This is a genomic window from Pseudomonas sp. GW821-FHT09E12, assembly GCF_059416085.1.
The window spans coordinates 389,021-403,890 of record NZ_JBWKOM010000004.1 but is presented as its reverse complement, the minus strand read 5'-3'; the positions used below and the strand labels follow the sequence as shown (position 1 = coordinate 403,890).

Sequence of the window (14,870 nt, the reverse complement as noted above, 5' to 3'; positions counted from 1 at the left end):
CGGAGAAAATGGAATGTCCTCCCTGCTTCGCGCCTGCCTGATCGTGCTGGCCCTGCTGACCTGTGTCTCGTGTACCAGCAAGCGCATGTACACCCCGGACCGGGTCCTGCCCGCCACCCTCAAGGCCGACCACGAGGAAATGAAACAGGCGATCCTGAAAAACCTGGTCGCCCGCAAGTGGACCGTGCAGCGCATCAGCCCGGAGCTGATCCAGGCCGAGATCACCGTGCGCGAGCAGTACCACGTGGAAATCGACATCCAGTACACACCGACCCACTACAAGATCCTCTACCGCGACAGCCGTGGCATGAACTACGCGGACGGCAAGATCCACAAGAACTACATCCGCTGGGTGCGCCTGCTGGACAAGGGCATCCTGCGCGAGCTGAAGGACAACCAGAACGAGCGGACCGCGCAACAGCTGTCCAGCTCGGCCCAGGCGATTGCCGCGCCTAATTGAGCGCCAGCCGCCGCCCCCCTTTCTATGTCAAGGAGACCACCATGCAACTGAAGACCCTGGCCGCTGCCGCCACCCTGCTGCTCTGCACCCTGCCCGGCGTCAGCCAGGCCCGTGATACCGCGCTGTACCTACCGTTCGACAAGGTCGTCGCCGAAGCCATCAGCACCGGCAAGATCGACGGCAGCGTGAAGTTCTACCTGGCCGGTAACAAGCCAGCCGGCAAGGTCACGGTGGTCAGCGCCGGCGCGGTCACCAACAAGAAGACCAATGCCTTCAACAAGAGCGACGAAGTGGCCTGCGAATGGGTCCTGCAATCGGCGCTGATCACCCTGCACCAGGCAGCCAAGAAAGTCGGCGCCAATGCCGTGACCGACATCGCCAGCTTCTACAAGAGCAACGAGCGCAAGGACGCGAAAACCTACGAATGCCACGCGGGCGCCCTGATGGCAGGCGTCGCGCTGCGCGGCGACCTGGCGAAGGTGGAGTAAGGCGCCAACAGGTTTCCATCCCCCCGGAAACGACAAAGGGCGCCTTTCGGCGCCCTTTCACAAACAGGCTGGCTTGTCATCGCGCTCTGCCTGTCTGGCTCTGCGATGGCTGGTTGCCCAGGATCCTCAGAGTCTCACAAGTCCCTTTCGGGTACGTGCGCAGTGTCGCTCGAAGCCTGCCGCCCGGCAACCGTGGCCATTGGCCTTATTCCTGGGAAAGGTTGACCTTAGATCCCCAAAGCCTTGCGCACAGCGGCTTTGATGGCGGCGAACTCTTCGTCTGTAAGTTGCAAGACTTCGTAAGTTCGCCGGCCATGGCGGTCTTTGCGCCTGATCCGATCGAGTCGCGACAAGCCGACCGTGGCAAGCATGTCGCATTTCGCCCAGCAGACGCACGGTCGCCCCTGCATGCGGTTGGCAAGTTGCAGATGGTGCCCCAACACCACGTCAGGCGCGGTGGTGCTCAAGGGAACGACCGTCACCAGATGCCGGTTGCTCCTGTGCCTGCGTATGACCACAACAGGCCTGACCTTGACCATCTCGGGGACTTCATAACCTCTGAAGTCACAAATCAGGACACTGCCCTCCCTGGGCTGATAGTGAAGTGACATCCGTGACACTCGCGCAAAGAACCCGAGTCTGCGCAATGGGCCGGCGGATGAGCAAACCCGATCCGTTACCCGAGATGTCCACCCTCGGAACCCCGCGGAATACTACCCAGCAGGTTACAACTCGGCCTTGCGGGTCAGCAATTCGACAAAGGCCTTGGCCATTGGCGAGCGCTGGTCGGTGCGCTGCGCCAGCCACACCGCAGAGACCGCCTCGGGGTCGAGCAGCGGTCGGTAGACCACGCCGTCGATGCGCATGCGCTGGTAGGACGCCGGCAACACCGAGACACCCAGCCCCGCCGCCACCAGGCCGATGATGGTCATGGCCTCGCCCGCTTCCTGGGCAAAGTGCGGGGTGAAGCCGACATCCCGGGCCAGGGTCAGCAACTGCGCATACAGGCCGCTGCCGTAGCTGCGCGGGAAGAACACGAAGGGCTCGTGGGCCAGGGCCGACAGCGCCAGGCCGGCTTCGCTGCCGGCCACCAGCGGGTGCTTGGAGCCCAGCACCGCCACCAGCGGTTCGCGCAGCAACTCCACCACGCTCAGGGAATCCGGCAGCGGCAACGGCCGCATAATGCCGACCTGGATCGACTCGTCCAGCAGCGCCTCGGCCACCTGGGTGCTGCTCATTTCCCGCAGCTTCAGGTGCACGTCGGGAAAGCGCTGGCGAAAGGCGAAGATCGCCTGGGGGATGCTGGAGTTGAAGGGCGCCGACGAGGTGAAGCCAATCTTCAGTTCGCCCAGCTCCCCACGTTGCGCCCGGCGGGCCACATCCGCGGCCTTGTCGACCTGAGCCAGCACCTGTCGTGCCTCATCCAGGAACAGCCTGCCGGCCTCGCTGAGCTCGACCCGACGATTGGTACGCTCGAACAAACGCGCGCCGACCTCCTGCTCCAGCACCTGGATCTGCTGGCTCAAGGGCGGCTGGGAGATGCCCAGGACCTGGGCGGCGCGGCCGAAATGCAGCTCTTCGGCCACCGCGATGAAGTAACGCAGGTGACGCAATTCCATGATCGCCTCATTAGGTCGCAAAACATATTAATCAGGTCGAACAATATATTGGAAAGAAACATTAGCCAGCTATATGCTTTTTTCCATTGCCTGACCGGCCGCGCTCCCCCCGAGGTCCCCCGTGAAAACCGCTGTCGCTCCACTCGCCCACGAACTCCCTCCCACCGCCCTCGATGGGGTGGTCGCGCAACTGAACGAGGTCTACATCGAAAAAGGCACGCCGATGTTCATGCGCACGGTGCTGGCGCTGTTCAGCGGCGGTTTCGCCACCTTCGCCCTGCTCTACTGCGTGCAACCGATGATGCCGCTGCTGTCCCGGGAATTTTCCATCAACGCCGCGCAGAGCAGCCTGATCCTCTCGGTCGCCACCGGCCTGTTGGCCATCGGTCTGCTGATCACCGGGCCGATTTCCGACCGCATCGGCCGCAAGCCGGTGATGGTGGCCGCCCTGTTCGCCGCCGCGCTGTGTACCCTCGCCAGCGCCCTGATGCCGAGCTGGCACGGGGTGCTGCTAATGCGCGCGCTGGTAGGACTGTCCCTGAGCGGCCTGGCGGCGGTGGCGATGACTTACCTGAGCGAAGAGATCCACCCACAGCACATCGGCCTGGCCATGGGCCTGTACATCGGTGGCAACGCCATTGGCGGCATGAGCGGTCGCCTGATCACCGGGGTGCTGATCGACTTCGTCAGCTGGCACACGGCAATGCTGGTGATCGGCGGCCTGGCGCTGATCGCGGCGGCGGTGTTCTGGAGAATCCTCCCCGAATCGCGCAACTTCCGCGCCCGCTCGCTGCACCCGCGCAGCCTGCTGGACGGCTTCGTCATGCACTTTCGCGACGCCGGCCTGCCGCTGCTGTTCCTCGAAGCCTTCGTGCTGATGGGCGCGTTCGTCACGCTGTTCAACTACATCGGCTATCGCCTGCTGGCCGCGCCGTATCACATGGATCAGGCCTTCGTCGGCCTGCTGTCGGTGGTGTACCTGTCGGGGATCTACAGCTCGGCGAAAATCGGTGCCCTGGCCGACCGCCTGGGACGGCGCAAAATGCTCTGGGCCACCATCTCGCTGATGCTCGCCGGCCTCGCGCTGACCATGCTCAGCGCGTTGCCGGTGGTGATCATCGGCATGCTGATCTTCACGTTCGGCTTCTTCGGCGCCCACTCGGTCGCCAGCAGCTGGATCGGCCGGCGCGCCCTCAAGGCCAAGGGCCAGGCCTCATCGCTGTACCTGTTCAGCTATTACGCCGGATCGAGCATCGCCGGGACGGCGGGCGGGGTGTTCTGGCACATGGCCGGGTGGAACGGCATCGGCCTGTTTATCAGCGCCCTGCTGTTGGTGGCGCTGCTGGTGGCGTTGAAGCTGGCCAAACTGCCGCCACTGGCCACTCGGTAGTTGCTAAACGAACATGCCGGCGACCACCCCCCGCGATCCATACGCAGGGGCCGGTCGCCGGCATGGCGATAGCTGAAGACTGTCGATCGGCTTACTTGACGATCTCCACCAGGTCGACGTCGATCTCACGCTTCATCAACCCCTTCTCGACCTCACCGGTCAGCCTGACCTGGGTCTTCTCGTTGAACGCCACTGGCGGCAGGTCTTCGTCGTCGATCTCGACAGTGATGGTGCCGCTGGCATCCTTGAATTCGTACTTGTCGTCATTGTTCAGCTTCTTGACCACATGGCCCTGCAACACCACCGGCGTATCGTCCGCGGCATCGTTGGCCGCCGCGACGCTGGTGACGGCCTGGGCGCCAGGACCGGTGTAGCCGACAGCCAGGACGGCGGTGCTGAACAGCGGAGCGAGCAATAGAACGAGGTAACGGGTTTTCATGGCAGTGATCCAATGTGGGTTTCGATAGCGCCAGATTAACCAGTCAGGCTGAATTGAAACTTAATCCGCCAGGCCGTTTCCCGGGCACAAAAAAGGCCCGGCGAATGCCGGGCCTGGTTATCGGGTCGCGATCACTGGTGATACTGCGCCGACAATTCGTGCACCGCGCGCAGGAAAGCGCCGGCGTGCTCCGGGTCGACTTCCGGGGTGATGCCGTGGCCAAGGTTGAACACATGGCCGCTGCCCTTGCCGTAGCTGGCAAGGATGCGCCCGACTTCGGCACGGATCGCTTCCGGCTTGGCGTAGAGCACCGTCGGGTCCATGTTGCCTTGCAAGGCGACTTTGTTGCCGACCCGCCGGCGCGCTTCGCCGAGGTCGCAGGTCCAGTCCAGGCCCAGGGCGTCGGCACCGGCGTCGGCAATGCTTTCCAGCCACAGGCCGCCGTTCTTGGTGAACAGGATCACCGGCACCTTGCGCCCTTCATGCTCGCGGATCAGGCCGCTGACGATCTTGCGCATGTAGGCCAGGGAGAACTCCTGGTAGGCCGCCGCCGACAGGTTGCCGCCCCAGGTGTCGAAGATCTGCACCGCTTGCGCGCCGGCCTTGATCTGGCCGTTGAGGTAGCTGACGACCGACTGCGCCAGCTTGTCCAGCAGCAGGTGCATGGCTTGCGGGTTGTCGTAGAGCATCGCCTTGGTCTTGCGGAAGTCCTTCGACGAGCCGCCTTCGACCATGTAGGTGGCCAGGGTCCAGGGGCTGCCGGAGAAGCCGATCAGCGGCACGCGGCCGTTAAGCTCGCGGCGGATGGTGCTGACCGCGTCCATCACGTAACCCAGGTCCTTGTGCGGATCCGGGATCGGCAGGGCCTCGATATCGGCCAGGGTACTGACGACCTTCTTGAAACGTGGGCCTTCGCCGGTTTCGAAGTACAGGCCCTGCCCCATGGCGTCGGGGATGGTCAGGATGTCGGAGAAGAGGATGGCCGCATCCAGTTGTGGATAACGGTCCAGCGGTTGCAGCGTGACTTCGCAGGCGAACTCCGGGTTCATGCACAGGCTCATGAAGTCACCGGCGTTGGCACGGCTGGCGCGGTATTCAGGCAGGTAGCGCCCAGCCTGACGCATCATCCACACCGGGGTGACGTCTACGGGTTGCTTGAGCAGGGCACGAAGGAAACGGTCGTTCTTCAGGGCAGTCATGTCGGCATCCGGAAAAAAAGTGCGGGCATTTTCTCAGAGCGCGACGCAAAAGGCACGGCGAGAGCCGTGCCTTTTATCTATCGGGTCAATTTGTCGCGGACTACATCGGCTAATTCTGCGTTGATTCGGCCGGCCTCTTCGCGGGCAAGCCTCGCTCCTACAGGTCCGGTGGCATTCCTGTAGGAGCGAGGCTTGCCCGCGAATGGAGCGACGCCGATCAAGCAGATTTACACGCCCAGGTAGTCGAGGATCCCTTCGGCGGCGTTGCGGCCTTCGAAGATCGCCGTCACCACCAGGTCGGAACCGCGCACCATGTCGCCACCGGCGAAGATCTTCGGGTTGCTGGTCTGGTGCTTGTACTGGCCCTGTTCCGGCGCCACGACGCGGCCCTGGCTGTCGGTCTGGATGCTGAACTGCTCGAACCACGGCGCCGGGCTCGGACGGAAACCGAAGGCGATGACCACGGCGTCGGCCGGGATGACCTCTTCGGAACCCGGGATCGGCTCAGGGCTGCGACGGCCACGGGCGTCCGGCTCGCCGAGACGGGTCTCGACCACCTTCACGCCTTCGACCTTGTCTTCGCCGACGATGGCGATCGGCTGGCGGTTGTAGAGGAACTTCACGCCTTCTTCCTTGGCGTTCTTCACCTCTTTGCGCGAGCCCGGCATGTTCGCTTCGTCACGACGATAGGCACAGGTTACCGCCTTGGCGCCCTGGCGGATCGACGTGCGGTTGCAGTCCATCGCCGTGTCGCCGCCACCGAGGACCACGACCTTCTTGCCCTTCATGTCGACGAAGTCTTCCGGCGACTTTTCAAAGCCCAGGTTGCGGTTGACGTTGGCGATCAGGAAGTCCAGCGCGTCGTGCACGCCCGGCAGGTCCTCACCGGCAAAGCCGCCCTTCATGTAGGTGTAGGTGCCCATGCCCATGAATACCGCATCGTATTCTTCGAGCAGTTGCTCCATGGTCACGTCCTTGCCCACCTCGGTGTTGAGGCGGAACTCGATGCCCATGCCGCTGAAAACTTCGCGACGATTGCTCAGCACGGTCTTTTCCAGCTTGAACTCGGGGATGCCGAAGGTCAGCAGGCCACCGATTTCCGGGTTCTTGTCGAACACCACCGGGGTCACGCCACCGCGTACCAGCACGTCGGCGCAGCCCAGGCCCGCCGGGCCCGCGCCGATCACCGCGACCCGCTTGCCGGTCGGCTTGACCTTGGACATGTCCGGGCGCCAGCCCATGGCGAAGGCGGTGTCGGTGATGTACTTCTCCACCGAACCGATGGTCACCGCGCCGAAGCCGTCGTTGAGGGTACAAGCACCCTCGCACAGGCGATCCTGCGGGCACACCCGGCCGCAGACTTCCGGCAGGGTGTTGGTCTGGTGCGACAGCTCGGCGGCGGCGAGGATGTTGCCCTCGGCCACCAGCTTGAGCCAGTTGGGAATGAAGTTGTGCACCGGGCACTTCCATTCGCAGTACGGGTTACCGCAACCCAGGCAGCGATGGGCCTGGTCGGCCGACTGCTGGGGTTTGAAGGGCTCGTAGATCTCCACGAACTCTTTCTTGCGTTGACGCAACAGTTTCTTCTTCGGATCCTTGCGCCCGACCTCGATGAACTGGAAGTCATTATTCAGACGTTCAGCCATAGTTAAAACCTCATCAAACTCTTCAGGCGCATATCACTGCGGGTTGGCACGGGTGCTGGAAAGCAACGATTTCAAGCTGGCAGCCTTCGGCTTGACCAACCAGAAGCGACGCAGGTAGTCATCGAGGTTCTCGGCCAGGTTACGGCCCCACTCGCTACCGGTTTCCTCGACGTATTCGTCCAGCACGCGCTGCAGGTGGCTGCGATAGGCTTCCATCGCTTCGCCGCTGATCCGCTGGATTTCCACCAGCTCGTGGTTGACCCGGTCAACGAAGGTGTTGTCCTGGTCGAGCACGTAGGCGAAACCGCCGGTCATGCCTGAGCCGAAGTTGTAACCGGTCTTGCCCAGCACGCAGACAAAACCACCGGTCATGTATTCGCAGCAGTGATCGCCAGTGCCTTCCACCACGGTGTGGGCACCGGAGTTGCGCACGGCGAAACGCTCGCCCGCGGTGCCGGCGGCGAACAGCTTGCCGCCCGTGGCGCCGTACAGGCAGGTGTTGCCGATAATCGCGCTGTCCTGAGTCTTGTAGGCGCTGCCTTGCGGCGGAACGATCACCAGCTTGCCGCCGGTCATGCCCTTGCCGACGTAGTCGTTGGCGTCGCCTTCGAGGTAGAGGTTCAGGCCGCCGGCGTTCCACACGCCGAAGCTCTGACCGGCAGTGCCCTTGAAGCGGAAGGTGATCGGCGCCTTGGCCATGCCTTGGTTGCCGTGGACCTTGGCGATTTCGCCGGAGATCCGCGCACCGATGGAACGGTCGCAGTTGCAGATGTCGAGCGCGAACTCGGCACCGCTGAGGTCGTTGATCGCAGGCTTGGCCATGGCGACCATTTTCTCGGCCAGCAGGCCCTGGTCGAACGGCGGGTTGCGATCGACCTGGCAGAACTGCGGCTTGTCCGCCGGGATATGGTCGCTGCCCAGCAGCGGGGTCAGGTCCAGGTGATGCTGCTTGGCGGTCTGGCCTTCGAGGATTTCCAGCAGATCGGTGCGACCGATCAGCTCTTCCAGCGAACGCACGCCCAGCTTGGCCAGCCACTCACGGGTTTCCTCGGCGACGTAGGTGAAGAAGTTCACCACCATCTCGACGGTACCGATGTAGTGGTCCTTGCGCAGCTTCTCATTCTGAGTCGCGACGCCGGTGGCGCAGTTGTTCAGGTGGCAGATGCGCAGGTACTTGCAACCCAGGGCGATCATCGGCGCGGTGCCGAAGCCGAAGCTTTCGGCGCCGAGGATCGCCGCCTTGATCACGTCGAGGCCGGTTTTCAGGCCGCCGTCGGTCTGCACCCGGACCTTGCCGCGCAGGTCGTTGCCGCGCAGGGTCTGGTGGGTTTCCGCCAGGCCCAGTTCCCACGGCGCACCGGCGTACTTGATCGAGGTCAGCGGCGAAGCGCCGGTGCCACCGTCGTAGCCGGAGATGGTGATCAAGTCGGCGTAGGCCTTGGCCACGCCAGCGGCAATGGTGCCGACGCCGGCTTCCGCCACCAGCTTCACCGAAACCAGCGCCTGCGGGTTGACCTGCTTCAAGTCGAAGATCAACTGCGACAAGTCTTCGATGGAATAGATGTCGTGGTGCGGCGGTGGCGAAATCAGGGTCACACCCGGTACCGCGTAACGCAGCTTGGCGATCAGGCCGTTGACCTTGCCGCCCGGCAGCTGGCCGCCTTCGCCGGGCTTGGCGCCCTGGGCCACCTTGATCTGCAGCACTTCGGCGTTGACCAGGTATTCCGGGGTCACGCCGAAACGGCCGGTGGCCACCTGCTTGATCTTCGAGCTCTTGATGGTGCCGTAGCGCGCCGGGTCTTCGCCGCCTTCACCGGAGTTGGAACGCGCACCCAGGCGGTTCATGGCTTCGGCCAGGGCTTCGTGGGCCTCCGGCGACAGCGCACCCAGGGAGATGCCGGCGGAGTCGAAACGCTTGAGGATCGATTCCAGCGGCTCGACTTCGCTGATGTCCATCGGCGTGTCCAGGGTCTTCACCTTGAACAGGTCGCGGATCATCGACACCGGGCGGTTGTCCACCAGCGCGGTGTATTCCTTGAACTTGGCGTAGTCGCCCTGCTGCACGGCGGCTTGCAGGGTGTTGACCACGTCCGGGTTGTAGGCGTGGTATTCGCCACCGTGGACGAACTTCAGCAGGCCGCCTTGCTGGATCGGCTTGCGCGGGCTCCAGGCTTCGGCAGCCAGGGCTTTCTGCTCGGCTTCGATGTCGACGAAACGCGCGCCCTTGATGCGGCTCGGCACGCCACGGAAGCTCAGCTCGCAGACTTCCTCGGACAGGCCGATGGCCTCGAACAGCTGCGCACCGCGGTAGGACGCGATGGTCGAGATACCCATCTTCGACAGGATCTTCAGCAGGCCCTTGGTGATGCCCTTGCGGTAGTTCTTGAACACCTCGTAGAGGTCGCCCAGCACTTCACCGGTACGGATCAGGTCGCCCAGCACTTCGTAGGCCAGGAACGGATAGACCGCCGAGGCACCGAAACCGATCAGCACCGCGAAGTGATGCGGATCGCGCGCGGTGGCGGTTTCCACCAGGATGTTGGAGTCGCAGCGCAGGCCCTTCTCGGTCAGGCGGTGGTGCACCGCGCCGGTGGCCAGGGACGCGTGGATCGGCAACTTGCCCGGGGCGATATGGCGGTCGCTGAGGACGATCTGGGTGCGACCGGCGCGCACGGCTTCTTCGGCCTGGTCGGCGACGTTGCGGATCGCCGCTTCCAAGCCGAGGCTTTCCTCGTAGTTCAGGTCGATGACCTGACGCTCGAAGCCCGGACGGTCGAGGTTCATCAGCGAGCGCCACTTGGCGGGCGAGATCACCGGCGAGCTGAGGATCACGCGGGAAGCGTGCTCAGGCGATTCCTGGAAGATGTTGCGCTCGGCACCGAGGCAGATCTCCAGGGACATGACGATGGCTTCGCGCAGCGGGTCGATCGGCGGGTTGGTGACCTGGGCGAACTGCTGGCGGAAGTAGTCGTACGGCGTGCGCACACGCTGGGACAGCACGGCCATCGGCGTGTCGTCGCCCATGGAGCCGACCGCCTCATAGCCTTGCTCGCCCAAGGGACGCAGCACCTGATCACGCTCCTCGAAGGTGACCTGGTACATCTTCATGTACTGCTTGAGCTGGTCGACGTCGTAGAACGCCGAACCGTGGTCGTTGTCTTCCATGGTCGCCTGGATGCGCAGGGCATTCTTGCGCAGCCATTGCTTGTACGGATGACGGGACTTCAGGCGGTTGTCGATAGCGTCGGTATCGAGGATCTGCCCGGTTTCGGTATCCACGGCGAAGATCTGGCCCGGGCCGACACGGCCCTTGGCGATCACGTCTTCGGGCTGGTAGTTCCAGACACCGATTTCCGAAGCCAGGGTGATGAAACCGTTCTTGGTGGTGACCCAGCGCGCCGGGCGCAGGCCGTTACGGTCGAGCAGGCAGACGGCGTAGCGGCCGTCGGTCATGACCACGCCCGCGGGGCCGTCCCACGGTTCCATGTGCATGGAGTTGTATTCGTAGAACGCGCGCAGGTCGGCGTCCATGGTCTCGACGTTCTGCCACGCAGGCGGAATGATCATCCGCACGCCACGGAACAGGTCGATGCCGCCGGTGACCATCAGCTCCAGCATGTTGTCCATGCTCGAGGAGTCGGAACCCACGCGGTTGACCAGCGGGCCGAGTTCTTCCAGATCCATCAGGTCGTTGGTGAACTTGGTGCGCCGGGCCTGGGCCCAGTTGCGGTTGCCGGTGATGGTGTTGATCTCGCCGTTGTGGGCGAGGAAGCGGAACGGCTGCGCCAGCGGCCATTTCGGCAGGGTGTTGGTGGAGAAGCGCTGGTGGAACACGCAGATCGCGGTTTGCAGGCGCGGGTCACCCAGGTCCGGATAGAAGGCGGCGAGGTCCGCCGGCATCATCAGGCCTTTATAAATGATGGTCTTGTGGGAAAAGCTGCAGATGTAGTGGTCGGTATCGGCGGCGTTGGCTACCGACGAACGACGACGGGCACTGAACAGCTTGACCGCCATGTCCTGGTCGCTCAGGCCTTCGCCGCCGATGTAGACCTGTTCGATCTGCGGCAGGCGCTCCAGGGCCAGGCGGCCGAGAACTCTGGTATCGATCGGCACTTTGCGCCAGCCGATCAGTTGCAGGCCTTCGGCCAGGATCTCGCGGTTCATGTTCTCGCGAGCGGCTTCGGCCTTGGCCGGATCCTGGTTGAAGAAGACCATGCCCACGGCATATTGCTTGGGCAATTCGACACTGAAGGTTTCCTGGGCAATGGCTCGCAGGAACGCGTCAGGCTTCTGAATCAGCAGACCGCAACCGTCGCCGGTCTTGCCGTCCGCGTTGATCCCACCGCGGTGGGTCATGCAGGTCAGGGCCTCGATGGCCGTTTGCAAAAGGGTATGACTGGGTTCGCCCTGCATATGGGCTATCAGGCCGAAACCGCAGTTATCCTTGAATTCATCTGGTTGGTACAGACCTGCTTTCATAGACACTTTCTCACCAGGCTGCCTCTTATCGAGACAAATTTCTTTTCAATTCAACCAGTTACCATCCACGCCGAACGTACGCCGGCTTTGCGGGGGCAAAAGGGAGGTCATTGTACACACCGACACAGACGCTCACAAATTTGGCGACGAAATGTCGCAAATCTATGTCGCATTTATGAAAGGTTTAAAGCGATATGCTGTGCTAGTCAAAACTTTTTTAGTTCGGACCGCGACGACTCAAAAGCTACTGTGACGCAGACACCACAAGGCACGCGGCCTTGAAGGCAGCATGCGCATGCGGATTTTTTTGAGGTGCTGGGAGAGGCGGCCTGGGTAAGGCCGCCGAATCTTCAGCGAGTTGCTGCCAGTTCCTGTTGGACGCTGGCGACAGTGCGAGGCCAAGGTTTACCAGCCTGAACCTTCGCTGGCAAGGCCTTGATAGCGGTAACGGCTGCATCACGGCTGCTGAAGCTGCCGTAAGTGATCACATACAGCGGCTTGCCGTTGAGGACTTTCTTGAAATAACGGTACTGAGCGCCCTGCTCCTTGACGAAGCTCTGCGCCGCGGCTTCGGAACTGGTGCCCAGGATCTGCACGACGTAGTTGCCTGGCGCCTGACCGGCGTACCAGCTACCGCCGGTGGCGGCCTTGGCTACGGTGACAGGTTTCTCGGCTGGCTTGGCGGCCGGTGCAGCCGGCTTGCTGACCGGAGCAGGCGCAGGCTTGACCACCGGAGCCGGCTTCGCGGCAGCGACCTGGGTCGGTGCCGGGGTCGGACGGGCTTCAGGCGTCGGCGCCGGACCGGCCGGCACGCCGGCTGGTGGTGCGATAGTGGTCACGGTCGGCGGCGTGGCGCTGGAGCCTTCCACCGGCACGCCATCGTCCCCCTCGGTGATCCCGCCGGCGGCTTCGGCCAGAGGGCCGCGCATCACCGGTTGCGACTGGCCGACCAATGGCAGCGGCATTGGCTGGGAAGAACCGGCGAACTCGACAGCCGGGCTGCCATTGCTGTTCGGTTGCGGTGTCTGGCCCAGCGGCAGCTGCGCCTGTTCGTTGGCTGGCGCACCGGTACTTGGTGCCTTGCTGCGACCCGGCATCAGCCAGGCAGCGGCAACGGCCACCACTACGACTGCGGATATCGCCAATACGTGTTTCTTCGGCATGTTGAACCCCATACTTGGACGCTTGACCGCTGAGCGGCTGGCAATCATGGCTTCGATCATTGCATCCCGGGCGACCTGGTTGATGTTGCCAGGCCAGCCATCGGAGCCTTCGTGAATATCACTGATCTGATCCGCGGAGAAAAGTTCGATACCCCGTCCTGCGCCTTCGAGACGCTGCGCCAGGTATTCGCGGGTTTCTTCTTCGGTGTAAGGCTGCAGTTCGATGACATGGAAGCGCTCTTCTTCCGCACTCAGCTGCTCCAGGCCGGCAATCAGCGACGACTCGCCGAACAGGAACACATGCGGGCGACCTTCCGGAGCACCGGCGGCAAGCGCCAGCAGCGCCTCGAGCGCCGACTCGTCGAGCTGCTCGGCGTCATCCACCAGCAGATAGACTTCCTGGCCGGTCAGGGCCAGTTGCACCACTTGCGCCAGGATCGGGCCGATTTCGGCCTGCTCGACATTCAGAGCCTGGGCCACCTGCCGTAGCACGCCCGCCGCGTCGCCGGCACCGCGGGCGGAAACCACCACGCTCTGTACCGACTGCTTGTTGGTACTGGCTACCAGCGCCTGACGCAGCAGCGTCTTGCCGCTGCCCTGCGGGCCGGTCACGACCAGCAGCAGCTGGCTGTAGCGCGCCAGGTGATGCAGTTGCCCCAGCACCGGCTTGCGCTGGGCGGGGAAAAACTTGAAGCCAGGCACCCGTGGAGCGAAAGGGTCATGGCTCAATTGATAGTGGCCGAGGAAAGCCTCGTCGGCATGCAAACTAGTCATGGGGATCTTAACCTTTAAGCTGAGCCAGGGCGCGGTAATCCGCTCCCAGCGTGGCCTGTAAAACCTCTTTCGGATAATCGTCGGTCACTACGGCTTCGCCCATGCGGCGCAACAGCACCAGACGCAAACGACCATCGATCACTTTCTTGTCAATTGCCATGTGTTCGAGAAAATCCGCTTCGGTCATTTCCTCGGGCGGAATGACCGGCAAGCCTGCGCGCTGGAACAGGCGAATGCCGCGGTCACGCTCCTCGGCGCTAATCCAGCCAAGGCGTGCGGACATCTCCAGTGCCATTACGGTGCCAGCGGCAACCGCTTCACCATGCAGCCAGACACCATAGCCCATGTGGGTTTCGATGGCGTGGCCGAAGGTATGCCCCAGGTTCAGCGTGGCGCGCACACCGGACTCACGCTCGTCAGCGCCCACCACGGCCGCCTTGGCCGCGCAGGAGCGTTCGATGGCATAGGTCAGCGCCTGCTGGTCCAGGGCTCGCAAGCGGTCGACGTTGTCTTCGAGCCAGGTAAGGAAGGGCTCGTCGCAGATCAGACCGTATTTGATGACTTCCGCCAGGCCGGCCGACAGCTCGCGAGGCGGCAGGGTATTGAGCGAGGCGGTATCGATCAGCACCACGTTCGGCTGATAGAAGGCACCGACCATGTTCTTGCCCAGCGGATGGTTGATACCGGTCTTGCCGCCCACCGACGAATCGACCTGGGACAACAAGGTGGTAGGAATCTGGATGAAATCGACGCCACGCTGGTAGCAGGCGGCGGCAAAGCCGGCCATGTCGCCGATCACCCCGCCGCCAAGGGCGATGATCGTGGTGCGGCGATCGTGGCGTGCGGTCAGCAGGCCATCGAAAATAAGCTGCAGGGTTTCCCAGTTCTTGAACGCTTCGCCGTCGGGAAGAACCACCGAGATCACCGAGAACTGGGCGAGGCTGCGTTTCAGACGCTCAAGGTACAGCGGCGCTACGGTTTCATTGGAAACGATCGCCACTTGTCGCCCGGCGATGTGCGGAGCCAGCAACTCGGGCCGGTCCAACAAACCTTCGCCAATATGAATCGGGTAGCTGCGCTCGCCTAGATCGACCTTAAGTGTCTGCATGTGTCCCCACAGTGAAGATGGAAGCTGGTGTCCTGCCTTGCATTAACGACTGGCATCGCCTGGCTTTCTGACGCCGCGCAATAGCCATGCGCCACAACCGCGAGC

11 protein-coding genes are annotated in these 14,870 nt (G+C 63.1%); 3 read left to right on the top strand and 8 right to left on the bottom strand.

What is annotated here, in order from left to right; translation table 11 throughout:
• The first annotated feature begins 13 nt into the window (after positions 1-13).
• Together AC07PQ_RS13765 and AC07PQ_RS13760 are read left to right on the top strand one after the other, a co-directional pair.
• Positions 14-460: a hypothetical protein gene (locus AC07PQ_RS13765; protein ID WP_009041832.1), complete on the top strand. Its 447-nt coding sequence runs from the start codon at positions 14-16 to the stop codon at positions 458-460.
• A 41-nt stretch (positions 461-501) separates the two neighbouring features.
• Positions 502-948 carry a hypothetical protein gene (locus AC07PQ_RS13760; RefSeq protein WP_007925830.1) on the top strand — a complete coding sequence of 149 codons (447 nt, stop codon included), beginning with the start codon at positions 502-504 and terminating at the stop codon, positions 946-948.
• A gap of 227 nt (positions 949-1,175) precedes the next feature.
• Here the strand turns inward: AC07PQ_RS13760 and AC07PQ_RS13755 are convergent, their stop codons facing one another.
• Positions 1,176-1,559 carry a type II toxin-antitoxin system PemK/MazF family toxin gene (locus AC07PQ_RS13755; RefSeq protein ID WP_493185705.1) on the bottom strand — a complete coding sequence of 128 codons (384 nt, stop codon included), beginning with the start codon at positions 1,557-1,559 and terminating at the stop codon, positions 1,176-1,178.
• A 114-nt stretch (positions 1,560-1,673) separates the two neighbouring features.
• Positions 1,674-2,567 carry a LysR family transcriptional regulator gene (locus tag AC07PQ_RS13750; RefSeq protein WP_007925832.1) on the bottom strand — a complete coding sequence of 298 codons (894 nt, stop codon included), beginning with the start codon at positions 2,565-2,567 and terminating at the stop codon, positions 1,674-1,676.
• Between the two features lie 178 nt (positions 2,568-2,745).
• Here AC07PQ_RS13750 and AC07PQ_RS13745 point away from each other — a divergent pair, with 178 nt between their 5' ends.
• Positions 2,746-3,957, top strand: coding sequence for an MFS transporter (locus AC07PQ_RS13745; RefSeq protein WP_493185801.1), 1,212 nt, complete (start codon positions 2,746-2,748; stop codon positions 3,955-3,957).
• A gap of 91 nt (positions 3,958-4,048) precedes the next feature.
• Here AC07PQ_RS13745 and AC07PQ_RS13740 read toward each other — a convergent pair whose 3' ends face one another.
• The 6 genes from AC07PQ_RS13740 to aroB form a co-directional block, all read right to left on the bottom strand.
• The gene (locus AC07PQ_RS13740) at positions 4,049-4,396 is read right to left on the bottom strand and encodes a YgiW/YdeI family stress tolerance OB fold protein (RefSeq protein WP_493185704.1); all 348 of its coding nucleotides are present in this window, start codon (positions 4,394-4,396) and stop codon (positions 4,049-4,051) included.
• A gap of 131 nt (positions 4,397-4,527) precedes the next feature.
• A complete protein-coding gene (hemE, locus tag AC07PQ_RS13735; protein WP_007925835.1) occupies positions 4,528-5,595 on the bottom strand; it encodes a uroporphyrinogen decarboxylase in 1,068 nt (355 codons plus the stop codon).
• A 227-nt stretch (positions 5,596-5,822) separates the two neighbouring features.
• Positions 5,823-7,241, bottom strand: a complete 1,419-nt coding sequence (locus AC07PQ_RS13730; RefSeq protein WP_007925837.1) for an FAD-dependent oxidoreductase — start codon at positions 7,239-7,241, stop codon at positions 5,823-5,825.
• A gap of 33 nt (positions 7,242-7,274) precedes the next feature.
• Positions 7,275-11,720, bottom strand: a complete 4,446-nt coding sequence (gltB, locus tag AC07PQ_RS13725) for a glutamate synthase large subunit (RefSeq protein WP_493185703.1) — start codon at positions 11,718-11,720, stop codon at positions 7,275-7,277.
• Positions 11,721-12,070: 350 nt separating this feature from the next.
• A complete protein-coding gene (locus AC07PQ_RS13720) occupies positions 12,071-13,657 on the bottom strand; it encodes an SPOR domain-containing protein (protein ID WP_053259362.1) in 1,587 nt (528 codons plus the stop codon).
• A gap of 7 nt (positions 13,658-13,664) precedes the next feature.
• A complete protein-coding gene (aroB, locus tag AC07PQ_RS13715; RefSeq protein WP_007925843.1) occupies positions 13,665-14,765 on the bottom strand; it encodes a 3-dehydroquinate synthase in 1,101 nt (366 codons plus the stop codon).
• Positions 14,766-14,870: the final 105 nt, after the last annotated feature.

What these genes read in the sequence shown, in the direction of transcription:
- AC07PQ_RS13765 (WP_009041832.1), top strand. Translation starts at nt 14, where the DNA reads ATGTCCTCCCTGCTTCGCGCCTGCCTGATCGTGCTGGCCCTGCTGACC.
- AC07PQ_RS13760 (WP_007925830.1), top strand. Translation starts at nt 502, where the DNA reads ATGCAACTGAAGACCCTGGCCGCTGCCGCCACCCTGCTGCTCTGCACC.
- AC07PQ_RS13755 (WP_493185705.1), bottom strand. Translation starts at nt 1,559, where the DNA reads ATGTCACTTCACTATCAGCCCAGGGAGGGCAGTGTCCTGATTTGTGAC.
- AC07PQ_RS13750 (WP_007925832.1), bottom strand. Translation starts at nt 2,567, where the DNA reads ATGGAATTGCGTCACCTGCGTTACTTCATCGCGGTGGCCGAAGAGCTG.
- AC07PQ_RS13740 (WP_493185704.1), bottom strand. Translation starts at nt 4,396, where the DNA reads ATGAAAACCCGTTACCTCGTTCTATTGCTCGCTCCGCTGTTCAGCACC.
- hemE (WP_007925835.1), bottom strand. Translation starts at nt 5,595, where the DNA reads ATGACTGCCCTGAAGAACGACCGTTTCCTTCGTGCCCTGCTCAAGCAA.
- AC07PQ_RS13730 (WP_007925837.1), bottom strand. Translation starts at nt 7,241, where the DNA reads ATGGCTGAACGTCTGAATAATGACTTCCAGTTCATCGAGGTCGGGCGC.
- gltB (WP_493185703.1), bottom strand. Translation starts at nt 11,720, where the DNA reads ATGAAAGCAGGTCTGTACCAACCAGATGAATTCAAGGATAACTGCGGT.
- AC07PQ_RS13720 (WP_053259362.1), bottom strand. Translation starts at nt 13,657, where the DNA reads ATGACTAGTTTGCATGCCGACGAGGCTTTCCTCGGCCACTATCAATTG.
- aroB (WP_007925843.1), bottom strand. Translation starts at nt 14,765, where the DNA reads ATGCAGACACTTAAGGTCGATCTAGGCGAGCGCAGCTACCCGATTCAT.